The following is a 23031-nucleotide window of genomic DNA, read 5'->3' on the forward strand; positions in this document are numbered from 1 at the left end:
CATGAAAGAAGCCCCCTGTACGTTTTAGGGGGCTTTCCTTTCTATACTTAACGTCAAGAGGGGGAGCTTTCGATGAATAAAGAACAATGGAAGCAGGCCATGCAGGATATAAGAACGTATCTTTCGAAGCAGGAAACCTTCATTCAGGAAACACATAATTCTTTTTACGAAACCGAAGCTTCTATTCCTTTATTTTTAACTTTGGGTCATCGAAAACAGCGGGCGCGCGTATATCCCTTACATGGAAATACACTGGAGACCGCTTTAAAAAAAGTTCATCAAAAAGGGATGAGTGTCTTAAAGCAGCAGAATATTGAATGGATGAAGGTGGACGTGCCTATCCGTCTGGAACGCTGTACATGGAACCAACTGCTCGATCTTTCTGCTGAGACCAAAAAAAACTATTTGCGCAAAGGCATCTCCTTTGATGATCAATTTCGCCTTGCGTTTCTGGAACAGGAAATTCATGCGAACGGTTTTCTTCACCAGACAGAAAGAGGAAGCGCTGACGAATGGAATATTAAAAACTTAAATCTCTATGCTAAAAATTATCGCGGTCAACGATATCCGATCCGCCCCAACCATATGCGTAATATAATCCTGTTTGACACCATCAGCTGTTTTTACGACTCGAATGAAGAGAAAATGTATGAGCTTGAAAGCGGCGGGGTCGACAATGGAAGAAGAAAGATAGATTATGTAGACCAGGAAACGGCACTCGATGTTGTTTCGCAAGCCTCCCGTTTTTTACAGCAGCAGGTGAAACGGAACGGACGATTTGTCTATGGTTATTTTGCCGGCTTCCACAAGGAAATTAAGTGGTATAATATTCTTCGTCACTGTAGCACACTGTATTCGATGCTTGAAGCGTATTCGTATACAAAAGATCACGATTTAAAGCTCAGCTGCGAGCGGGCACTTCGTTATATGCTGCGTGAAGCTACTGTTACAGGCGAAACCAGCCGGAGAGAAAAATGTCTGTACGTCGTAGACAAAGAAAACCATGAAGAAATTAAGCTCGGAGCGAATGCTGCTGCCATACTTGCGATCACGAAATACAGCTCGGTCTGCGATAATGACACGTATATGGAAGAAGCGAGATGTCTGGCCAGGGGAATATGTGAAATGCAATTGGAGAGCGGCCAGTTTATACACGTGCTGCACGGCGATGATCTGTTAGAGAAAGAACGTTTTCGTATCGTTTATTATGACGGCGAGGCTGCTTTTGCACTCATGCGCCTGTACGCCCTTGACCCTGATGAACTTTGGATTCAGACAGTCGTCCGGGCATTTGATTATTTTATTGAAAACCGTCACTGGAAGCATCACGACCACTGGTTAAGCTATTGTACGAATGAACTGACCAAATACAGGCCGGAAGATAAATATTATCAGTTCGGACTGAAAAACGTAGAAAAAAAGCTGGACTTTATCTATCACCGCATTACGGCTTATCCAACCTTTCTGGAGCTGTTAATGGCAAGCTATCAAATGATAGAAAACATGAAAGCGCAGGGGAAGGAGTATCTGCTTGAAGGGTTTGATGAAGAAAAAGTATATCAAACTATTGAACGTCGGGCAGTACATCAATTAAATGGTTTTTTCTATCCGGAGATTGCGATGTATTTCCGGAAGCCGGAAGCCATTCTTGGAGCCTTCTTTATCCGCCATCATTCCTTCCGGGTGCGGATCGATGACATTGAGCATAACATTTCCGGATACTTAAACTATGCGGAGCAGTATGTTCCTAGTGGCTTAATGAAAGTATAAGGAATAAAAAACGATCCTTCACCCAAGGATCGTTTTTTCATGCAAGAGCGTCAGTGGCGGGTTACCCCTGATACTTATTGCGGTAGCTGCGGGGAGTTGTCCCCGTCCATTTTTTAAATTGATAGGCAAAGTAACTTTGGCTTTGAAACCCGCTGTAGTGGGAGACATCTATGAGAGAATGATCGGAATGGGCGAGAAAATATTTGGCCCGTTTAATACGTTCATTCAGCAGATACTCCTGTAAGGTCTGTCCGGTCTCTTTTTTAAACAGGCCCGAAATGTAATTAGGGTGGCGACCACATTGTTCGGCAATGTCATTTAAAGTAACATTTTCGCAAATATTCATTTCGATGTAGCTGATAATCTGTCTTACTACCGGTGAATAGGAGTTAGCCAGCACATCTTTAATTTCACGTAAAAAGATAGAAACAATATCGATGGTTTCTTCTTTAAGCGTGTAGGAGGAGTGTAAACGGGCGCCGCTTTCAACTTCCTGAACGATCCGCTCACCAGTTTTCATCATTTTACAGGCTTCCGCTCCAGCTTCAATGGAGGCACGCACCAACAGGGAAACTAGAATAATTAACGAATTTTTATTTGCCCGGCTCGTGCTGGTTCCCAATCTGTAAGGAGAATATGAATCAAATTCAGTTAACAGTGTAAAAGCACGTTCATCCCCCTTTTTTAAATGATAAAGGAATTCCCGCTCCAGTTCGTAAGGATAATGTACCGACAGCTCCTCTTCAAAAAATTCTGAACTATCTAAAGGAGGCTGCCATTCTTCTTCCTGCTTTTCTAGTGAAGAAACATTTGTTGGAGAAACAGTAAGTGAGAGAGACAAACTTTCCATTAAATAATTAATCTGCTGGCTGTTTCTTTTAGGAAGAGAAGAAAGGTGCCGGCGCCACTCTGTTTCCTGCTCCATAGGAAGCTGGTGCTTAATTAATAGGTTTCGTACAGAATGGGAAGAAAATTCTTCTGTAACAAACGGGCCTATAATGATGAAGCCTCCAGTAAAAGAAATCTGGGTGGCAATCAAATAACAGCGGTGGTATTCATCCTCATGAAAGAGAAAGCTTTTGTCCGCATGAAAAGAGGCCCACACTGCAGTCTGCGTTACTGCTTTGTACAAACACGGCTTGTCGCTTGCTTCAACAGTGGGGACGCTGTGATATAAATAGCCATCAGCAAAGGCAAAAGAAGCGGGAAGCCCCGTAGTATGATAAAAAAGTGTAAGCTGATGAATAATTCTGTCCCTCTTGTCTTTCGAAATTTCCATACCTTCATTCCTCCCTGTGCCGCTTAATCATCCAAACTGTATGAATATAACGAAAAAAATGTTAAGAAAGTGAAAGTTTTTTCTGTTATACATAATAGAATGAACACAAGACTTATTAATCAAGAAAAGACAGAGAGGAAAAGGAGCCTGTATATTATTGGGGTATATGTAGGCTCTTTTTCTTATATAATTGAATTATAGCAAAGTGGTATTAAGTAATCAATTTCTATTTATGGATAAAATATACAATTGTTATGAAGGAATGACCAGAAAAGTATATTACTTTCCTGGTCATTTTATAGATTATTTATGATAATTGCCGGTTTTCCTGAAAATAAGAGTCAATCACTTCGAGTTCATCGTAAGGAACATGCTGATCGTTAATGACCTGGTAGCCACCAAAGCCGAGACCGGTAATGACGATAAGGTCGCCGTTTTCCGCCAGCGAGAGAGCCTTATGAATGCCGTCCTCCCGGTGTTTTCTTTTGTATATATTTTCTGCACCGGGATCGCTAAAACCAGAAGCAACGTCATCGACAATGCGCTGGCGGTTGTATGGGCCGGGGTGATCGACAGAAACGATGATATGATCTGCTTTTCCCTCTACAGCCGCTGCCATTTTCGGACGTTTGGCCGGGTCCCGGAGGCCGATTCCGGTAATCATGAGGATAAGCCTTTTATGAGGGAGGCTTTTAACTGTTTCCACCACCAGCTCCAATGCGTCAGGCGTATGGGCGTAATCGAGGATAATCTGCTTTCCTGGATAATCGGAGACAATCTGGAAACGCCCTTCCGCACCCTGAATATCTGGAAGCGAGCACAGAATTTCGGATACCGAATAGCCGGCAGCGAGACACGAACCTACCGCAGCCAGGGTATTGGAAATATTATATTCACCAAACACCGGAGCCCTTGCTAAGTAGGAGCGCCCCTGTACCGTCAGCAGAAAGCTTGATCCGCCTGTATCCGTGCGGATATTGCTGGCCATAATATCTGCAGAGCGCCGGATGCCGTATGTCCAGACCGGGCCGTCGAACATGTTTAAAATGTCCTCGGCCATACCATCATCATCAAGATTCACCACGGCCTGGCGGGACTGCCTGAATAATTTTAATTTTGCCTGTTTATAGTTCTCCATCGTGCCGTGAAACTCCATATGCTCAGATACGAGATTAGTGTGAACGCCCACCTCGAATTCGAGGCCGTGCAGACGCTTTAAATCAATGGCAATAGAGGTCGCCTCCATTGCTACTGTGCGTGTCCCTTCTTCATAAAAGGAAGCGAAAATATCATGCAGATCGGCCGCTTCCGGTGTCGTCGGGGTGGTGGGCTTAAATGATTGCTTATTATTTTTGGACCATACTCCAGCTGTTCCTATAATGCCCGCAGGCTCTCCTAAATTGTTCAGCATTGACCGTATATAAGCCGTAACAGTCGTTTTTCCGTTGGTCCCTGTTACGCCGAAAAGGTTCATTTTTTTGTGAATGTGGTGGTGCAGATGCGCTGCATAGTCAGCCATCGCCGTTTTACTGTCCTCCACGAGAACGAAGGTGACGGCTGGAAATGAAGCAGCATAATGGGTGAGTGTATCGCGGTCGCTTCCTACGATGGTGGATGCACCGTTGCGGACAGCATCCGGAATAAACGTGTGGCCGTCCATGTTTTTGCCCGGTATCGAGACAAAGCAGCCATTTTCCTGGACTTTCCGGGAATCATAAGTGACATGAGTAATTGTCGATTCAGTTGGGCCGAAAACGTCCTGAAAAGGCAGAGAAGTATCTTTTTTCCATATCCATTTCATTTAGTTGTATTTCTCCTTTCTGCTTGTAGTCACAACTACCGGGGCAGGAAGTATGTGTGATACCCCATTCCCTATCAAATGGAGAATTAATCCTTGTTTCCTAAATACATGTTTTCCTTTAAGTGTATAAACTCCTAAAGAAAGGGCTCACGTGCTACAATACAGGCAGAATCAAAAGCATAAAGGAGAAAAAAGAATGAAAATATACACGGTGGATGCTTTTACGAGTAAAGCTTTTTATGGAAATCCGGCAGGCGTATGCCTGCTGGAAGAAACGGACCAAAAGTCTGAGGCATGGATGCAGCAGACAGCTGCAGAAATGAATCTTTCTGAGACCGCATTTCTGGTTAAAAGAGGAGAAAGTGAATACGGAATACGCTGGTTTACCCCGTCCGCTGAAGTGGATTTGTGTGGTCATGCGACGCTTGCCTCAGCGCACGTGCTGTGGGAAGAAGAAAAGATTCCGGAAACGGGGACGATTACGTTTCAAAGCGCGAGCGGACCTTTGGCTGCCTTTCAAAAGGAGGGAACCATCTGGCTCGACTTTCCGTCAGAGCCGCCGGAGCCTGCGCCTTTAAATGAAGGACTGCTTGAGGCTCTCGGGGTAGAGGCACCTGCGGTGGAGCAAAACCGGATGGATGTTATTGTAGAAGTCGATTCCGAACAGACGCTCCGGGACCTCGTGCCGGATATGAAAGCATTAGCCCAGCATACGACGCGCGGATGTTTAGTTACTTCTCTATCAGAAGAAGAGGGAATCGATTTTGTGTCACGCTGCTTTTTCCCAGCCATTGGGGTGGATGAAGATCCGGTAACAGGCTCGGCGCATTGTGCACTTGGTCCGTACTGGGCAAAACGTATGGCAAAGCAGAACTTCACGGCCAAACAGGTCAGTAAGCGGGAAGGTATTGTAGAGGTGGAAATGCACCGCAGCCGCTGTCACATCGGCGGACGGGCAGTCACTGTTATGAAGGGCGACTGGCTGGCATGATAAAGCTTGAAAGGGATCTTATCTGTGAAATAGAAGCGGGCGCCCGGCATTAGTAGGCGTCCGCTTCTATTTATGTTTTGATGAAGGCATGCCTTCCCAGCGATCAGCTTCTTCCATATGAATGCCGAACTGGTCGAGCGTGCGGTAAGCAATATGGTCGACAAGTTCATTGATATCTGCCGGCTGATTGTAAAAAGCAGGCATCGGTGGAGCAATGGTTACGCCGAGCTTGGAAAGGGCGAGCATGTTTTCCAGGTGAATGGTGTTAAGAGGCGTTTCCCGGGTCATTAAAAGCAGGTGCTTGCGCTCTTTTAAAACCACGTCGGCTGCGCGGGCAATAAGGTTATCCGCAAAGCCGTGACGGATGGAGGCAGTCGTTTTCATGCTGCAAGGAGCAATAATCATGCCTTCGGTACGAAAGGAGCCGCTTGATATGCGTGCGGCCTGATCCTTTGAGGAATACGAAACGTCTGCAATCGCCTCTACCTGGGACGTTGTGTACGAAGTTTCAAGTGGAATAGTAGCCTTTGCCCAGGAGGATAAAATCAGGTGGGTTTCAATGTCGGTGGATTTTAATATTTCGAGCAGACGGATGCCAAAAATGGCCCCCGTGGCGCCGGTTATGCCAATAATTAATTTCAAAAAAAAGAACCTCCTTCATGAAGGCCGTATGAAGACCTTGTTCGCTCGTTTGATTGTATCATGATTGAGAGCGAACGCGCATGAAAGAGGAAACTAGTAGGGTGTAACAAATTAATCGGCCTGCATGCCTCCGTCAACGTTATACAATGACCCGGTAACGAAGGATGCCCTGTCGGAAGCAAGAAAAAGTACGACTTCTGCTACTTCCTTTGGCGTGCCAAAGCGTTCGGCGGGTATTCCTTGACGAATTGCAGCCGCCGCCTGTTCCGGATCATCCGGCGAAAGATTTTGTTGAATGCTGGTGAGCATCTGCGTGTCGATAGCCGCTGGTGCCACAGCATTCACCCGGATATTTGCCGAAGCTGCTTCCAGAGCGGCGGTTTTTGTCAAACCGGCTACAGCATGTTTGGAGGCAATATACCCGGCCATGCCTGCTGATCCGATATAGGCGGCATTGGAAGCAGTGTTAATGATCACGCCATATTGCTGTTTTTCCATGTGACGTATCATATGCTTCAGCCCAAGGAAAATACCGGTCGTGTTTATATTCATGATCAAGTCAAATTGGTCCTTCTCCAAATCTTTAATTGGTGCAACTGGGCCGTTAATGCCAGCATTATTAAAGAAAATGTCTATTTTCCCGAATGCTTCTGCTGCCTGCCTGACATAGTTTTCGACGTCCTCTTCCTTTGTTACATCGGCCTGGATAACAGTGACTGTTTTTTCTCCGCTCGTTAAATCGTTTTTAGCATTTGTTAAAGCTTCTTCGTTCACATCCACAAGAACGACATCCGCTCCATTATCGAGAAACAGCTGAGCTGTCTCTTTGCCAATACCGCCGGCGCCGCCTGTAATTAAAGCTGTTTTACCCTCTAGCATCGAAAACCTCCTAATAGTATCAAAGTACGTTCGGTAATGAAGTAAGAAGATATACCTGCATTATAATGAAAACGTTTCCAAAAATCAAAACAAATGACTAAATTTTTACAATGTAAGAAAATTTACATTTCAAATGGAATAAATCCGCTGTTTTTAGCAATAATGCACAGAGAAAATAATAAATTTGTGTGATGATAAACAATGATCCGGTGCATATTTCTCCGATAAAATATAATTAATCATTAAACGAATGAATGAATACATTAAATATGAAACGTTCGTTTTTTATTTAGGAGGAAAATATCATGCAGGCACGGCAGGATCTGGGACCAATTACTAGTGAGAAAGAAAGAATCCTTGGGCCGAAGGCTTATGTGGCGATGTGGTGGGGGGATACCATCATGATCGGTACATTCATGCTCGGTTCGAGCCTGATTCCGCCGTTTGGTGACCTGAACCTTTACCAGGCGGGCGCGGCACTGCTTCTCGCAAATATTATGGCCGCTCTGTTGTTTTCATTAAATGGATATGTAGGATGGAAGCACGGTATTCCGATGGTTGTTCAGCTTCGTTCGTCCTTTGGACCGATTGGCTCTAGAATCCCCGCTCTCTTACGGAGTATTCCGGCTTTGTTCTGGTTCGGGATACAGACATGGCTCGGGGCGCAGGCTTTGAATCAGATTGCCTCGAGCTTTATAGGCTTTGAAAATGTATGGGTGTGGTTTTTTGGCTTTCAGGCCCTGCAGATTTTTCTTTCGGCTAAAGGTATTGAATCCATCAAATGGGTGGAAATTATCGGTTCTGTCATCATAATGGGCGGTATCATCTACTTAATTTTCCTGTTTTTAACGACGTTTGGATTTGAGGTGCAGGCAGCCGCGAATGTGGACGGATCCTGGGGCATTCCGCTCTGGCTTGCAATGACCGTATTGGTGGGACAGTTTGCAGCCCTTCTGATTAACGTGTCAGACTACACAAGATACGTCCCGAAAAAGACAAAAACATCCACCTATATTAATGCTCATCTGGTTGGTATGGTGCCGCCGAGCATTCTGCTTCCATTTATTGGCATGCTCGGAGCGGCTGCGGTTGGAATTTGGAACCCGATTGATGTTATTTCCGAATATATTCCTTCTACCGTGGCAAGCATTATCGTACTGATTTTTATTGCGATAGCCCAGGTGACGACGAACTTGATGGCTAACATTATGCCACCGGCGCTAGTAGCAATGGACCTTTTTAAAATTTCCTGGGCGAAGTCATGCATCATCATTGGTATACTCGCTACGTTCACATGCCCGTGGTGGCTGATGAATGCTGCATATTTTACAACCTTCATTGCCATTGTTTCCGCCTTTTTGGGGCCGGTATTCGGTGTAATGATTGCAGACTTCTTTTTCGTGCATAAACGGAATTATAACGTAGCAGCGCTGTACGAACAAAGCAAGCTGTTCCAGGCTTTTAAAGGATGGAATCCCGCAGCTATTATATCCATTGTTGTTGGTACTGCCGTTTCCTTTATTAATATTGACGGCTCATGGTTTATCGGCGGCCTGCCGGCACTGCTTCTTTATACTGTATTAATGAAATACTGGATTGCAGGGCACGAACCCTATGTCCAGGAGGGCATGAATCAAAGCTTCATTGAAGAAGAGACAATGAACGAAAAACCGGAGCCCCAGTGGATAAAGCAATAATAAGAAGAAATGAAGAACAGGCAGCTGCCTGTTCTTTTTGTATTTAAATTCTTTATTTAGTATAATTATACATAAAGGGAGGCAGGGCGATGGTGCAACTTATAGAATTTTTACAGGAAACCTATGACATCGATTACGCGGCGGAAAGTATTCAGCAGAAAGCGGCGGAATTGTTTTTTCCGGAAATGAATGAAAAAGAAAAGATAGAAGCTGCCTACTTATTTGTGCGTGATAAAGTCAGCCATTCGTGGGATATTCAGGGTAAAACAGTTACCCGGAGAGCCTCGGAGGTGCTGAAATACCGCGAGGGGCTCTGCTGGTCCAAGTCTCATCTGCTGGCGGCGCTTCTCCGCTCGGAAGGGATACCATGCGGCTTCTGCTACCAGCGGCTAACTCTCTTCGAAGAATCGTCAGACGGCTACTGCATTCATGCTTTAAATGCCGTCTATCTTCACGAAGAAGACAGATGGGTGCGGCTGGACGCAAGGGGCAATAAGCCCGGCATTGACGCACAATTTTTTACCGATAAAGAACAGTTGGCCTTTAACGTGGAGGAGGCAAAGGACGAGCAGGATTACCCGGGAATATACACGGAGCCGCCGGCAGAGCTTCTGAGTATCCTGGACCGTCACGAGGACCCGGTGTATATGTATCGGTACGCGCTTCCGGAATCGCTGCCACTCCTATAAGAATTCAAATACTTGCAGTATCTGTACATTAGTCATGCTTCCAGTGTTCACCTTTCTCCAAATTCTCCGATAAAAAGAGTATTAAGGATTGAAATGGGTGGCGCTGATGAAAATACAAACACAAACATTCGTGGTGATTGGCATCTTTGCCGTTTTATGCGCTTTCTGTTTCTACTTATTTATCCGTCCTGTGGTGCTGGAGGAAGCAGACAGCTTTGATCGACATGCGATTGAAGAAAATATCGAAAGAGTGGAAAATTTTATTCGTCTCGGAGAAAAGGATTTGCAGTTGCTTAACAGGGACTGGGCGGTGTGGGACGATACCTACAGTTTTGTCGGGAAGCAGTTGAAAAGCTATGAAGCCAATAATCTGATGGATGAAACGTTTTCCAATAATGAAATTCAATACATGGTTTACCTTGATAACCAAGATAACGTCGTATATGCTCGCGGATTTGATTTTGAAAATGACCGGGAGCTCGGTATTTCGGACGATTTTATTGTAGAAGCTGCTGAACGTATTCAGGCAGGCGATAGCCCGTCAGGTAAGTTTTTTCAGAACGCGGATGGTCAGGCGGTGATGATGGCGTATCACGAAATACTACGGAGCGATGAAAGCGGGGAGCCGGCCGGATATTTAATAATGGGCAGAATTCTGAACGAGGCGTACGTTGCCTCGGTGGCAGAAACGCTGTCCATGAACCTGGAATTGAATGCAGAAAGTTATCATACGTCTGTGCAACCCTCCGGCAACAGCCAGCTTGCAGCTGGAGTGGATGTAGAAGGGATAGATGAACAGAACAGCTTTCCGTTAACTGTGGTAGGCGACCGTTTTTTCTATAATGAGAAAAAAGACAGCTTAAATGAACTAGTTTTGTATTTGGCCGGAGGACTTCTCTTACTTTGCGCGCTCCTTCTTTATCTCTTCAAGTATTTCGTTACGAGGCCTGTTAGCGCGCTTGCAGGACAGATGAAAACTATCCAGTTTAATGATGATTTGTCTACAAGAGTGTCTCTGGACCTGCGAAAGAATCTAGAGGTCGGCCAGCTGGAGAAATCGATCAATGTCATGCTTGCAAGTCTGGAAGCGACGCACGGGAAGGTACTCGAAATGGCTTACTATGATCAGCTTACAGGGATGTCCAACCGCTTTCATCTGTATCAGGAATTTCCCCGCTACGCGAGCAAACATGAAGGACCAAAAGCTTTACTGTTTTTTGATCTGGATGGGTTTAAAGCTGTAAACGATACGTGGGGGCACGAAGCAGGAGATGCGCTGCTGAAACAGGTGGCTGAGAGGATGAGGAAGTGCTTTGCCTCCCAGGAAGTTATCCTATCCCGGGTCGGAGGCGATGAGTTTGTCGCCGTCACCGGATATGGGCAGAAGGATTTATTGGTGGAAGAAGTGGGGCGGGTGTCACAGGTGTTAAATGAAGAATATCTGTTGGGTCATTTCAAAGCGGGTGTCACGGCAAGTATCGGTGTGAGCCTTTCGCCCGAAGACGGGGAAAATTTGGCTGTATTGTTAAAAAGGGCAGATATCGCAATGTATGAAGCAAAGGCAAACGGGAAAAGCACATTTGTTTTCTACGGGGACTTACCGGAAGAAAGCAGCTATCATTACACAGCAGAGCTGAAAAATGACATCGCCGGGGCTTTGGACAGAGAACAATTGTTTATAGTATACCAGCCGGTTTACGAGGCACAAACACACCGGGTTCGCGGGGTAGAGGCACTGCTTCGCTGGAAGCACCCGGAAAAAGGGACTATTCTTCCCGGGCTTTTTATCCCTCTGCTGGAAGATACAGGGGGTATCCATGAAGCAGGAGTGTGGGTGCTCCGGGAAAGCCTGAAGCAGTTGAAAGAGTGGCACAGCCAGGGGTTTTCGGAGCTGCAGGTCGCTGTAAACTTTTCCAAGGTGCAGCTCAGGCGCACGGATTATTTTCTGGAGCATCTGGACAAAGCCCTGACGGAATTCGACGTGGCGCCGGCGTCTCTGGCGATAGAAATTACGGAGGGGGAAGCGGCTTTTTATGAGGAGGATGTTTTGTATTTTATTCAGGCGCTTAAAGCACGCTCCGTGCGTGTTGTGCTGGATGATTTCGGAGTCGGAACTTCTACGCTGTACAGCCTGAAAGATCTTCCGCTGGATGGGATAAAAATTGATCGCAGCTTTGTGCAGCGTGTACCTGGGGAGCCGTTTGATACCAGCCTGCTCACAGGGTTGTACCAGATATTCAATGAATTAAGCATTGAGGTGATTACAGAGGGGATAGAGACTCCTGAACAGCTTGATTTTGTAGAGAAGGTCAGCGGGACTGATATTCAGGGCTTCTGTTTCAGTGAACCCCTGCTGGCGAAAGGAATAGAAAGAATATTGAGGGAGAAAACGGCATTCCAGCGTTTTTGAAATAAGATTAAAAAGCCGTTCAATGTTTATTGAATGGCTTTTTTTAGTTCGTCATACTTTTGCCACAATATGTTAATAGCTTTGTCATAAATAGTATGTGATTTTTATCACGTTCAGGAGCATAATAATATCGAGTCATGTGAATAATTTCACTTGAATTTGTGAAATAGTGAACAGGGGAGGGGTTTCTACAGTGGAGGAGTTGATTTTAGCCAGAATTCAATTCGGATCGACGACGATTTTTCATTTTTTCTTTGTGCCTTTATCGATCGGACTTGTTTTTATGGTGGCAATTATGCAGACATTATATTATTTCCGCGGTAAAGAAGTATATTTAAAAATGACGAAGTTCTGGGGCCATCTTTTTTTAATTAATTTTGCAATCGGGGTGGTAACTGGTATCATTCAGGAATTTCAGTTTGGTATGAACTGGTCGGAATATTCCCGTTTTGTAGGCGATGTGTTCGGGGCGCCACTAGCAGTAGAGGCTCTGCTTGCCTTCTTTATGGAATCGACCTTTATCGGGCTGTGGATTTTTGGATGGAATCGTCTGCCAAAGGGCGTTCATCTGATGTGTATCTGGCTGGTGGCGCTTGGAACGATTCTTTCAGCCATGTGGATTCTCGCAGCCAATGCTTTTATGCAGGAGCCGGTCGGTTATATTTTGCAGAACGGCCGGGCGGAAATGAATGATTTCTTTGCTCTTCTTTCCAATCCTCAGTTTTTAGTAGAATTTCCGCACGTTATATTCGGTGCTTTTGCGACAGGAGCGTTTGTTATAGGCGGCGCAAGTGCTTATAAAATGCTGAAGGGAGAAGAGGTTTCCCTGTTTAGGAAATCATTTGCCCTGGCGATGGCGCTTGGTCTGATCGGTGGTATGGGAACAGCATTCAGCGGCCATGTGCAGGCGCAGCATTTGATTGGAGTCACAGCCGATGAAAATGGCAGCCAGTGAAGCTCTCTGGGAGGATAGTGAAGACCCGGCCGGGTGGAACCTGTTTGCCTGGATGGATGTTGAAGCGCAGGAAAATAAAGCCCAGCTGGAGCTTCCGTATCTGCTCAGTTATCTTGCCTATGAAGAATTTGAGGGCTCAGTGCCAGGAATGAAGACACTTCAGGCGGAATACGAAGAAAAGTATGGTCCGGGAAACTACATCCCGCCGGTAAACGCAACCTTTTGGAGTTTCCGGGTTATGGTTGGTGCCGGAATGGTTATGATTGCAGCTTCAGCGCTCGGTCTCTGGTTTTTATTCCGGAAAACGCTTCTTGAACGCCGCTGGTACTTAAAGCTGATGATGGCACTTATTGCCTTCCCGTTTATAGCAAACACCGCCGGATGGATCATGACAGAAATTGGCCGGCAGCCGTGGACCGTTTTTGGTTTGATGACGACTGCTGTTTCGGTCTCTCCAAATGTTTCAGTAGGATCGCTTTTATTTTCCATCATTACATTTACTACAATTTACCTGCTGCTTGGCCTTGTGATGGTTTATTTATACATTAAAGAAATTAAAAAAGGCACTGAGCATGACCCGGAGGATGAAGATCAGGAGCCGGCGATAGATCCATTTGACAAGGAGGCATATGAACATGGAGCTCAGTGAATTTTGGTTTTTGCTGGTGGCTGTTTTGTTTGTTGGATTTTTCTTCCTGGAAGGATTTGATTTCGGCGTCGGCATGGGCACGAGGGTATTGGCCAAAAACGACCAGGAGCGCCGGGTGCTGATCAACACCATCGGCCCGTTCTGGGACGCCAACGAAGTATGGCTGATCACGGCCGGAGGAGCGGTGTTCGCTGCGTTTCCTCACTGGTACGCTACTATGTTCAGCGGCTACTACATCCCATTTGTATTCGTCCTGCTCGCTCTGATTATCCGGGGCGTGGCGTTTGAGTTCCGGGGAAAGGGCCGTCACATGTACTGGAAAAAAACGTGGGACTGGAGCATTTTTCTTGGAAGCCTTATGCCGCCGTTTTTGTTTGGCGTGTTGTTTACGAGTATGCTCAAGGGCATGCCAATTGATGAAACGATGACAATGAGGGCGGGGTTTACCGATTTTGTCAATATATACTCGGTGGCCGGCGGCCTCACGCTCGTAATTTTATGCTACTTGCACGGTATGATGTTTTTGACGTTGAAAACAGTCGGAGAAGTACAGGAGCGGGCGCGTAAACATGCTCGGAGATCCGCAGCGGCTGTTTTCTCTGCGCTGATTGTTTTCGTGGTGCTGTCTGTTTTTAATACTGATATGTATGTGGTTAAAGGCGGATGGGTGGCAGCCATTACCGTTGCTGCTGTAGTAAGCTATGCCGCTGCATTTCTTTTCTCCCTGCGGGGAAGAGACGGCTGGGCGTTTATCTTTTCAGGTTTCGGGATAGCTTCTGTTATCGCTTCGGTTTTTGTGGCTATGTTTCCAAGAGTTATGGTGAGCTCTCTTTCATCATTAAATGACTTAACAGTATACAGTGCTTCCTCAGGGGATTACTCCCTGCGGGTCATGTCGATCGTAGCCATTACGCTTCTGCCGTTTGTGCTCGGCTATCAAATATGGAGTTATTATGTGTTCCGGAAACGGGTCACTGGAAAGGATCTGACCTACTAATGGGAAAAGACTTACTGGCTTACCGGGGCGCAAAGGCCTGCTTCAGCTGGATGACTGTACTGACGCTCATTCAGGCAGGCATGATTGTGATGCAGGCGTACTGGCTCGCCCGGGCTATTGTGCCGTTATTTGAACAACAGGGCGTGTCGTCTGCGTTAGCGCCTGCTGCCTGGTTTACAGCTGCACTGGTTTTACGCTATCTTCTGCAGTCCTGGAAAGAGGCTCTGGCTGCTTCCTATGCCAGCAGGTTGACGGGGGAAAAACGCGATGCTCTCTTTCAAAAAATCGGCCGGCTCGGCCCGGACAATACTGTCCGGGGCACGGGAGGCACAGTAACAACTTTTGTGGAAGGAATGAGTCAGTTTCAGCGCTATGTTGAGCTGTCGCTTGTGAAAATCCCCGGTGTGCTTATTATTCCGGTCGTCACTGGAGTGGTGGTATTAAGCCAGGACATACGTTCCGGGGTGGTTTTATTTACCGCCTTTCCTATTCTAATTGTATTTATGATTCTTCTTGGAGTGGCGGCGAAAGCAAAAGCGAACAAGCAATGGCATTCCTACCAGATGTTATCCAACCATTTTATCGACTCCGTGCGGGGACTGAAAACACTGGTGTACCTAGGGAGGGCACGCGGCCATGAAAATAATATCCGTAAGGTGAGCGAGCAGTATCGGAAAGCGACGATAAGCACACTGAAGGTAGCATTTTTTAGCTCGTTTGCCCTCGATTTTTTTGCAATGCTTTCAGTAGCGGTAGTAGCCGTTTTTCTTGGTTTGAACTTGATTGAAGGGCAGGGGGAGCTGCTCCCGGCACTATTTGTTCTTATTATGGCCCCGGAATTTTTCATGCCGGTACGTGAACTGGGGAGTGATTTCCACGCCACGCTTGACGGGAAGGAAGCTGGGGCTGCTGCCGAAAAATGGCTGGCGGAAAAAGAGAAGAACCACGAGCCTGAGCTTCAGCACGAGTGGAAAGAGCAGAGCCGGTTAATGCTGAAAAACGTTTCTGTGACTCATGCCGGAAGCGAAGCGAATGCACTTAACGAGGTTTCCGCAGTTTTAGGTGGGTTCGAAAAAATCATGATTGCCGGAGACAGCGGTTCAGGTAAATCTACGCTCATTCATCTGCTGGCCGGGTTTCTGCCGGCTTCAAACGGGGCGATGATCATAGACGGAGAGTGGCGCACCCATTTACAGCAGGAAGGATGGCGGCAGCAGATTGCTTACATTCCGCAGCACCCGCATATTTTTGCAGGCACCATTGAAGAAAACATCCGCATGAATAAGCCGGGGGCCTCAAAAAAAGAAGTGAATGACGCAGCTGGGCAGGCAGGCCTTGGTGAATGGATAAAAAGCCTTCCGAAGAAAGAAATGACAGCTGTAGGGGGAGGAGGCCGCGGTATCAGCGGCGGGCAGGCGCAGCGTATAGCGATCGCACGCGCGTTTTTAAGCGGTCGGCCGATTCTGCTGATGGATGAACCCACCGAGCATTTGGACATAGAAACGGAATATGATATCAAACAGCGGTTAAAACAGCTATTTGAAGGTAAGCTAGTCATTATGGCGACACACCGGATGCACTGGTTAAATGATGTCGATCGGGTAATTTTTCTGGAAGAGACCCGATTAGCTGGAGACGGGAGCCCGGAGGGTCTGATGAGAAACAGCGCGGCTTTTCAGGAATGGATTCGGATGCAGAGGAGAGAAGCAGAATGAAGGGGCAATGGATACTGCCTTACGTAAAAAAATATAAGCGGGGTATCGCCTGGACAGCCTTTTTTGGGCTTCTTGCCTCTGTATCAGCCGTGGCTCTGCTGTTTGTTTCAGGCTTTTTGTTAACCAAGTCGGCCACACAGCCTGAAAATATTCTAATGGTCTACATTCCGATTGTTGCTGTCAGGGCTTTCGGAGTCAGCCGGGCCGTCTTTCGTTACGTAGAAAGGCTGGTAGCACATCAGGCAGTACTAAAGATTTTATCTGATATGAGAGTTCGATTATACAGAGGGCTGCTCCCGGTGGTGGAAAAAGGGTCCCATCTGCTTCATGCTGGAGATATGCTCGGGCTTCTGGCTGAGGACATCGAGCGCCTGCAGGATATTTACATTAAAACCGCCATGCCAGCAGTAAGCGCGCTCGCTCTGTATCTGCTGTCAGCGCTTTGGTTTGGGTTTTTTTCCTGGGAAATGGCCGCTTTGGCAGCTGTATATACACTCATCTATATGACTGTGATTCCGTATTGGTCCTACAGACGCACAGCCTCATTTGTGCAGGAGTGGAAGCCAAAACGGGCGGGGCTGTATAAAGAAACATCAGAGGCAGTTTTCGGTATAGGAGAATGGCTGTTGAGCGGTCGTTTCATGGAGCTTGCCGGACGTTTTCGCCAGGCGGACGAGGCCATGCGTTCAGTGGAAGGGAAATATAGCCGGTTTATTCGCACCCGGGGGATACTTTTACAGACAGTGACAGCGGTGCTTGTGCTCATTGTTTTGGTGTGGGCCGGATCCGGGGCGGCAGCGGGATCGCTTGCTCCAACGCTCGTGGCGGCATTTGTATTATTTATTTTTCCGCTCACAGAAACGCTGATCCCAATTTCTGATGCGGTGGGCGAGCTGCCGAGGTACACGCATTCGACAGAACGCCTGAGCAGGCTCGAAGCGGAAGAGAATCTGCAGGAGCCGCAGTCGTGGAAGCCGGAACACGAAAAAAAGCATATTTTCTTTGATGATGTTTCTTTTCATTATGAAGCTTCACAGCCCGTCTTGACGCATTTGCAGGCAGAATGGAGACCTGGCTGCCGTGTAGCTCTTTTAGGGCCAAGCGGGTCCGGGAAATCAACAATGCTAAACCTGCTTCGGGGCGTGTGCTTGCCTTTTCACGGAGAGGTGGTTGTGGAAGGGCGGCCGGCTTCTGCCTGGGGCGAGAGAATTACGGAAAAGGTTGCTGTATTAAACCAATCTCCTTATTTATTTTCGACTACGGTAGAGAATAACATACGGCTTGGCCGCCCGGACGCATCAATGGAAGAAGTAAAGCAGGCGGCAAGACAGGCGCAGATTTATGACGCTGTAAACTCGCTTCCGGAAGGATTCCATACGAATATGCAGGAAGCGGGCGCTCGTTTTTCCGGCGGCCAGCGCCAGCGCATAGCACTGGCGCGGGTGCTTCTGCAGGATACACCAATCGTCGTTTTGGACGAGCCTGCGGTCGGGCTTGATCCCCGGACGGAGCAAGCATTAATGAACGACGTGCTGCAGGCATTAGAGGGTAAGACGGTAATTTGGATTACTCACCATTTAAGCGGCCTGGAGCAGGTAGATGAAATCTGCTTTCTGGATCAGGGGCGGATTACAATGCGCGGTACTCACGAAGATTTAATGCATACAAGCCCACGGTATCAGAGGCTCTATGAGCTTGACCGTCCGGCAGCAGTTCGTTACGAAAAAGAAAAGACAATAAAATAACCGAAGAGCCAGTCCTGTAGAGAAACAGGCTGGTTTTTTGTATTCCAATCTTCAGGACTCGGGTGTTATGTTCTTTATGGATAGCTTACGATTCATGGCTTTCGGGTAAAATGAGAGTAATTGGAGAAAGTCAGGCAGGAGGGAAGGTCTATGGATTACTGGTACTACACACAGCATGACGAAGAGCACGGACCGCTGTCGAGTGTGCAGATGCGGGCGCTAATTGATGAAAAACAAATCGGTGCCAAAACCCTGGTGTGGTCAGAAGCCACTGGCGGGCGATGGCTTCCACTCAGTCGTACGGTCCTCGTTGAAGCACTGGTGGAGGATGAAGAACATCCGGGAGATCAGGCGAGAAGCGCTTTTATCCGGGCTTCGACCCGGATTAATCAATATGTCGGAGAAGAAGGCTCTGCAGATTTTCATCTAAAAAATTTGTTCTCCAACGTGTTTAAGCGGCATACAAGGGATGAAGCAGAGCTGGTGTTTATTTCCGGGACCTCTTTGACAACACCCAATGAGAAGGAGATTCCACTTTCGTGGCCAAAGCCGTGGCTGTTTTCGCGTGTACTTCTGGTGCTTGTGATCACATATTTGATTCTATATGGATGCACACTGTTTTTCGGCAATGTTTTGACAATTCCCGGCATGATCGCCATCGGTTCATTTGCTGCACCGTTTGCGCTCGTTGTGTTTTTTTATGAACTGAATGCGCCGAGAAACATCAGTATGCTTCGTTTGCTGCAGATGTTTTTCGTGGGCGGGGTAGCGTCGATTTTTGTCACGCTGATTTTGTATTCCTTTATCCCCATCGGTGAAATTGGGTTTTTCAGCGCTATCGTCATCGGTGTAGTCGAAGAAGTGGGAAAGCTGATTATCATCGCATACTTAATAAAGAAAACGCAGGTAAAGTATATTCTGAATGGGCTCGTAATCGGTGCTGCTGTCGGGGCAGGCTTCGCTGCCTTTGAATCCGCCGGCTATGCACTTAATTTCGGCCTGCAGTACGGCACCGGCGTAATGATCGACGTTATTTTCGAACGCGGCTGGCTGTCGATTGGAGGGCATGTTGTATGGGGTGCCATCATCGGCGCTGCCCTACTGCTCGTGAAGCGGGACGAGCCGCTGCAGAGAAAGCATGTGGCGGACCGGCAGTTTTTAAAAATCTTTATTATTCCGGTGCTGCTGCACGCAGTATGGGATATGCCTATTACGTTGTTCCCTGACAGCCGTTTTGTGCAGCTGATTTTGATCGCTGTAGCCTGGTATTTGATTTTGACGATGATCCAGGCAGGTCTTCGCCAGATAGCAGCTTTGCATACGAATGGAAAAAAGCCGGAACAGGCCGTCGAAGACGGGCTGGAAACCGAAACGATTTCCCGGGGACAGACGATGTCACGAATGGGCCGAAAAGATAAAAAAGAATAAGGAGCGAACAGCGATATGCCTGAAGGACCAGAGATACGGCGGGAAGCGGATAAAGTGGAAAAAGCCCTTCGAAAAGGGCCGGTTATCGAAGTGTACACGGCGTTTGAACGATTAAAGACTTACGAAAATCTGCTTTCAGGATCAGAGGTCAACGAGGTGGCGACAAAAGGGAAAGCAATGCTCATTCACTTGAGCAGCGGATATACCATTTATTCCCACAATCAGCTGTACGGAAAATGGTATGTTAAAAGCAGCTACACGTACCCAAAAACAAACCGCAAGCTCCGTCTGGCCCTGCACAATGAAAAGCAGTCCGCACTGTTATACAGCGCTTCGGATGTGGAAATTATGCCAACAGAAGAAATCCGGGATCACCCGTTTGTCTCGAAGGTCGGACCGGATCCGCTCAGCGAGAAAGTAACATCGGATATGATTGTGGATCGCATCCTGGATAAAAAGTTTCGGAACCGGCGCCTGACGTCACTTTTACTTGATCAGCATTTTATCGGGGGCATTGGTAATTACCTGCGCAGCGAAATACTGTTTGCGGCTGGTGTCTATCCGGATCAGCGGCCCGCCGATTTAAGTGACAGGCAGGTCCGGAAGGTGGCGGAAGAGCTGCTGGTATTAATGGACCGGTCCTATAAACATAAAGGAATAACAACTGATGATTCCGTCGTTGAGCGGGCAAAGGCAGAAGGAAAAACTTACAGCGAGTACCGGCACTGGGTGTTCAACCGCGGCGGACAGCCATGCCGGGTGGACGGGACGGAAATTATCCGTTTCACTGCCGGTTCAAGACGCTGCTATTACTGCCCGACCTGCCAGCAAAAATAAACGAAAAGACTGCCATTACCTTCATTTGAAAAAACGAACTGCTCCCTGCATAATAAACATGTTACTAAACATAAGTATTTGCAGCAGTGATGGGGGATATGGTGGGGGATAAGCGAACAAAACCGTTAAAGCTTGTAACATGGATTACCTTGTTGATTTCTGCAGTGATGCTGATTGCGCTTTGCATTACCGGAATCATCGTTGCCGTAGATACTGCTGACGACGTCCGGGACCAGCAGGCAGAAAAAGCATTGAACATTGCCGAAGCTGTCAGCCGTTCGCCGGAAGCAGCTGAAGCGCTGCGGGCCGGCGAACAGGGAGGAAGCCTGCAGGAATATACAAAGGAAGTTCAGGAAGCAACGAATATGGAATATGTAGTCGTCATGGATATGAACAGCGTGCGTTATACGCACCAGCGCGAGGACCGGATCGGGGAGCAATTCGCCGGTGGAGACGAGACGGAGGCTTTAAACGGGAGAACGTACGTATCGACGGCTGAGGGAACGCTGGGCGTTTCCATGCGGGCATTTGTACCGGTGATGGACGGGGGCGAACAGATTGGTGTCACCTCCGTGGGCATTCTGACTGACAGTATTCAGGAAGACATCTGGGCAGACCAGCAGACGCTGGTTCTCGGAAGCGGTATTGGTCTGGCAGCCGGTGTCATTGGCGCTTTCTGGCTGGCACGCCGGATCAAAAAAACGATGCACGGACTCGAGCCGCTTGAAATATCGCAGGTGCTTGAACAGCGGGAGGCGATTATGTCCTCGGTGCGGGAGGGTGTACTTGCTGTCGACAGCAGCGGCACGGTGATTCTGGCCAACGATGCGGCCAGGAAGCTGTTCACGGAAGCCGGCGCCGAAGAAGACCCGATGGGAAAAGATATATCCCATTTCTTTGCCGACTCCCTCCTGAAAAGGGTACTGCAGACTAAAGAGCAGGAGCTTGACCAGGTCCAGCAGCTGAAAGACGTAGAAATTATTGTGAGCTGCATGCCGGTGGTTTCGGATGAGACCCTGCTTGGAGCGGTGGCTACTTTCCGCAACAAAGATGAACTGACACGGCTCGTCGAGCAGCTGTCCGGGGCCAGAACCTATGCAGAGACGCTCAGGGCCCAGTCCCATGAGTTTATGAACAAGCTTCACGTCATTTCGGCCATGATCCAGACGGAGTCGTATGAAGAGCTCGACGACTATGTGATGAGCATTTCAAGCAACTACCGCCAGGAGGTCGGATGGGTGACCGCGTATGTAAAGGATCCGGTGCTTGCCGGGTATTTAATGAATAAAATATCCAACCTGCAGGAAAACGGCATCGAAGTGGAGCTGTCGGGAAGCGGGATGTGGCCAGCGATGGCTGATCCTGAATGGACCGACCATATGATCACGATTATCGGCAATCTGATCGACAATGCCCGCGACGCGATGAAGCAGACGCCGTCCCCTCATTTGTTTATGCATATTTACGAAGAGAACAGCTGTCTTGGTTTTCAAATCGAGGATAACGGACGGGGAATGGACGAGAAGACCCAGGCAGAACTGTTTAAACGGGGGTACTCGACAAAAGGTGAAGGTCGGGGCTTTGGCATGTACAATACGAAGCGTTCCCTCGATACGCTGGAAGCAGAAGTGTTTATCGATTCCCAACCGGGAGAAGGGACAGCCTTTGATGTACAGATACCAATAGAGAGGGAGAACTGAAATGAGAGTATTAATGGTCGAAGATGACCCGATGGTAGCTAAATTTAACCGCATGTATGTCGAACGGGTTCCGGGATTTGACGTAGCGGGGCATGCGGAAAACCTGTCGAAAGCAAAAGAGATGCTTCGTGCAGAAGCGATTGATATTGTGCTTTTGGACGTGTATTTAAATAAAGAAAACGGTCTTGATCTTTTGGAGGAGCTGCGAAAAGAACAAATCCCGGTGGATGTGATTGCAATTACGTCGGCCAATGATACCTCGTCCCTGCAGCGGGCTAAGCGGCTTGGCTGTACAGATTACTTGATTAAACCGTTTCACTTTGAGCGCTTCCGGGAAGCGTTAATCAATGTAAAGGAATGGCAGAAAGCATCGGGAACGACAAAGGAATGGGGACAGGAGGATGTGGATCAGCTGTTTTTAGCCAATAAGGGTACGCAGGAGGAGCCCGAGCTGCCCAAGGGTCTGACGACAGAAACCTTCCGGATTGTCGGCGAAGAAATTCTGCAGCATGCCGGCAGTACCTTTACGACGCAGGGACTCGCAGAAAGTACGGGCATATCGAGAGTGTCCGTGCGGAAGTATCTCGCTTTTTTGGAGGGAGAAGGGGTGCTTAAAATAACGATGAACTATGCGGGAAGCGGCAGGCCGCTGCAGCAGTACGCGATGCCTCCGGAACAGGTGGAAATACTTAAAGACTGGATGGAAAAGTAAGGAAAAAGGCTGGCAGTTTTGGTTATTTTGTTTACAAAAGTATGTGCTTACTTACAAAATGTATACAAAGAATCAAAACTTTATTATATTAGTTAGCAAGCGCTTTCAATAATCTGAAAAGTAAGAGGTGAGAAG

General features: G+C 47.5%; 16 protein-coding genes and 1 pseudogene. 13 read left to right on the top strand and 4 right to left on the bottom strand.

What is annotated here, in order from left to right:
* The first annotated feature begins 72 nt into the window (after window positions 1-72).
* A complete protein-coding gene (locus tag ACTRXF_RS07425) occupies window positions 73-1770 on the top strand; it encodes a hypothetical protein (protein ID WP_474278490.1) in 1698 nt (565 codons plus the stop codon).
* A 61-nt stretch (window positions 1771-1831) separates the two neighbouring features.
* On the opposite strand, the gene ACTRXF_RS07430 is transcribed toward ACTRXF_RS07425, so the two are convergent.
* Window positions 1832-3049: an AraC family transcriptional regulator gene (locus ACTRXF_RS07430; protein WP_474278491.1), complete on the bottom strand. Its 1218-nt coding sequence runs from the start codon at window positions 3047-3049 to the stop codon at window positions 1832-1834.
* 307 nt (window positions 3050-3356) lie between these two features.
* Window positions 3357-4850 (bottom strand): UDP-N-acetylmuramoyl-L-alanyl-D-glutamate--2,6-diaminopimelate ligase, encoded by a 1494-nt coding sequence (locus tag ACTRXF_RS07435; protein WP_474278493.1) that lies wholly within the window; start codon window positions 4848-4850, stop codon window positions 3357-3359.
* Between the two features lie 196 nt (window positions 4851-5046).
* Between ACTRXF_RS07435 and ACTRXF_RS07440 the strand changes: the two genes are divergently transcribed.
* Window positions 5047-5841 (top strand): PhzF family phenazine biosynthesis protein, encoded by a 795-nt coding sequence (locus ACTRXF_RS07440; RefSeq protein WP_474278495.1) that lies wholly within the window; start codon window positions 5047-5049, stop codon window positions 5839-5841.
* A 66-nt stretch (window positions 5842-5907) separates the two neighbouring features.
* Here ACTRXF_RS07440 and ACTRXF_RS07445 read toward each other — a convergent pair whose 3' ends face one another.
* Both ACTRXF_RS07445 and ACTRXF_RS07450 read right to left on the bottom strand, forming a co-directional pair.
* Window positions 5908-6483 (bottom strand): UbiX family flavin prenyltransferase, encoded by a 576-nt coding sequence (locus ACTRXF_RS07445; RefSeq protein WP_474278497.1) that lies wholly within the window; start codon window positions 6481-6483, stop codon window positions 5908-5910.
* 111 nt (window positions 6484-6594) lie between these two features.
* The gene (locus tag ACTRXF_RS07450) at window positions 6595-7362 is read right to left on the bottom strand and encodes an SDR family NAD(P)-dependent oxidoreductase (RefSeq protein ID WP_474278499.1); all 768 of its coding nucleotides are present in this window, start codon (window positions 7360-7362) and stop codon (window positions 6595-6597) included.
* A gap of 305 nt (window positions 7363-7667) precedes the next feature.
* Between ACTRXF_RS07450 and ACTRXF_RS07455 the strand changes: the two genes are divergently transcribed.
* From ACTRXF_RS07455 to ACTRXF_RS07505, 11 genes and pseudogenes are all read left to right on the top strand, one after another.
* The gene (locus ACTRXF_RS07455; RefSeq protein WP_474278502.1) at window positions 7668-9059 is read left to right on the top strand and encodes an NCS1 family transporter; all 1392 of its coding nucleotides are present in this window, start codon (window positions 7668-7670) and stop codon (window positions 9057-9059) included.
* An 89-nt stretch (window positions 9060-9148) separates the two neighbouring features.
* A complete protein-coding gene (locus ACTRXF_RS07460; protein WP_474278504.1) occupies window positions 9149-9748 on the top strand; it encodes a transglutaminase-like domain-containing protein in 600 nt (199 codons plus the stop codon).
* A gap of 106 nt (window positions 9749-9854) precedes the next feature.
* Complete coding sequence (locus ACTRXF_RS07465; RefSeq protein ID WP_474278506.1) at window positions 9855-12158, top strand: EAL domain-containing protein; 2304 nt, start codon at window positions 9855-9857, stop codon at window positions 12156-12158.
* Between the two features lie 193 nt (window positions 12159-12351).
* Window positions 12352-13762 (top strand): annotated as a pseudogene (locus ACTRXF_RS07470) (cytochrome ubiquinol oxidase subunit I).
* Entirely contained in the window at window positions 13749-14759 is a 1011-nt protein-coding gene (gene cydB / locus ACTRXF_RS07475; RefSeq protein WP_474261531.1) for a cytochrome d ubiquinol oxidase subunit II, read from the top strand. The pseudogene ACTRXF_RS07470 and the gene cydB overlap by 14 nt, the downstream one beginning before the upstream one ends.
* A complete protein-coding gene (cydD, locus tag ACTRXF_RS07480; protein WP_474278508.1) occupies window positions 14759-16474 on the top strand; it encodes a thiol reductant ABC exporter subunit CydD in 1716 nt (571 codons plus the stop codon). The genes cydB and cydD overlap by 1 nt, the downstream gene beginning before the upstream one ends.
* The gene (gene cydC, locus ACTRXF_RS07485) at window positions 16471-18219 is read left to right on the top strand and encodes a thiol reductant ABC exporter subunit CydC (protein ID WP_474278510.1); all 1749 of its coding nucleotides are present in this window, start codon (window positions 16471-16473) and stop codon (window positions 18217-18219) included. The genes cydD and cydC overlap by 4 nt, the downstream gene beginning before the upstream one ends.
* Before the next feature lie 150 nt (window positions 18220-18369).
* Window positions 18370-19647, top strand: coding sequence for a PrsW family glutamic-type intramembrane protease (locus ACTRXF_RS07490; protein ID WP_474278512.1), 1278 nt, complete (start codon window positions 18370-18372; stop codon window positions 19645-19647).
* Between the two features lie 15 nt (window positions 19648-19662).
* Window positions 19663-20484: an endonuclease VIII gene (gene nei / locus ACTRXF_RS07495; RefSeq protein ID WP_474278514.1), complete on the top strand. Its 822-nt coding sequence runs from the start codon at window positions 19663-19665 to the stop codon at window positions 20482-20484.
* A gap of 101 nt (window positions 20485-20585) precedes the next feature.
* Window positions 20586-22184: a DcuS/MalK family sensor histidine kinase gene (dcuS, locus tag ACTRXF_RS07500; protein ID WP_474278516.1), complete on the top strand. Its 1599-nt coding sequence runs from the start codon at window positions 20586-20588 to the stop codon at window positions 22182-22184.
* A 1-nt stretch (window position 22185) separates the two neighbouring features.
* The gene (locus ACTRXF_RS07505; protein WP_474278518.1) at window positions 22186-22896 is read left to right on the top strand and encodes a response regulator; all 711 of its coding nucleotides are present in this window, start codon (window positions 22186-22188) and stop codon (window positions 22894-22896) included.
* The last annotated feature ends 135 nt before the right edge of the window (window positions 22897-23031 follow it).

Source organism: Marinococcus sp. LNHM3E3-2.2, from assembly GCF_056034385.1.

What these genes read in the sequence shown, in the direction of transcription:
- ACTRXF_RS07425 (WP_474278490.1), top strand. Translation starts at nt 73, where the DNA reads ATGAATAAAGAACAATGGAAGCAGGCCATGCAGGATATAAGAACGTAT.
- ACTRXF_RS07430 (WP_474278491.1), bottom strand. Translation starts at nt 3,049, where the DNA reads ATGGAAATTTCGAAAGACAAGAGGGACAGAATTATTCATCAGCTTACA.
- ACTRXF_RS07435 (WP_474278493.1), bottom strand. Translation starts at nt 4,850, where the DNA reads ATGAAATGGATATGGAAAAAAGATACTTCTCTGCCTTTTCAGGACGTT.
- ACTRXF_RS07440 (WP_474278495.1), top strand. Translation starts at nt 5,047, where the DNA reads ATGAAAATATACACGGTGGATGCTTTTACGAGTAAAGCTTTTTATGGA.
- ACTRXF_RS07450 (WP_474278499.1), bottom strand. Translation starts at nt 7,362, where the DNA reads ATGCTAGAGGGTAAAACAGCTTTAATTACAGGCGGCGCCGGCGGTATT.
- ACTRXF_RS07455 (WP_474278502.1), top strand. Translation starts at nt 7,668, where the DNA reads ATGCAGGCACGGCAGGATCTGGGACCAATTACTAGTGAGAAAGAAAGA.
- ACTRXF_RS07460 (WP_474278504.1), top strand. Translation starts at nt 9,149, where the DNA reads ATGGTGCAACTTATAGAATTTTTACAGGAAACCTATGACATCGATTAC.
- ACTRXF_RS07465 (WP_474278506.1), top strand. Translation starts at nt 9,855, where the DNA reads ATGAAAATACAAACACAAACATTCGTGGTGATTGGCATCTTTGCCGTT.
- cydB (WP_474261531.1), top strand. Translation starts at nt 13,749, where the DNA reads ATGGAGCTCAGTGAATTTTGGTTTTTGCTGGTGGCTGTTTTGTTTGTT.
- cydD (WP_474278508.1), top strand. Translation starts at nt 14,759, where the DNA reads ATGGGAAAAGACTTACTGGCTTACCGGGGCGCAAAGGCCTGCTTCAGC.
- cydC (WP_474278510.1), top strand. Translation starts at nt 16,471, where the DNA reads ATGAAGGGGCAATGGATACTGCCTTACGTAAAAAAATATAAGCGGGGT.
- ACTRXF_RS07490 (WP_474278512.1), top strand. Translation starts at nt 18,370, where the DNA reads ATGGATTACTGGTACTACACACAGCATGACGAAGAGCACGGACCGCTG.
- nei (WP_474278514.1), top strand. Translation starts at nt 19,663, where the DNA reads ATGCCTGAAGGACCAGAGATACGGCGGGAAGCGGATAAAGTGGAAAAA.
- ACTRXF_RS07505 (WP_474278518.1), top strand. Translation starts at nt 22,186, where the DNA reads ATGAGAGTATTAATGGTCGAAGATGACCCGATGGTAGCTAAATTTAAC.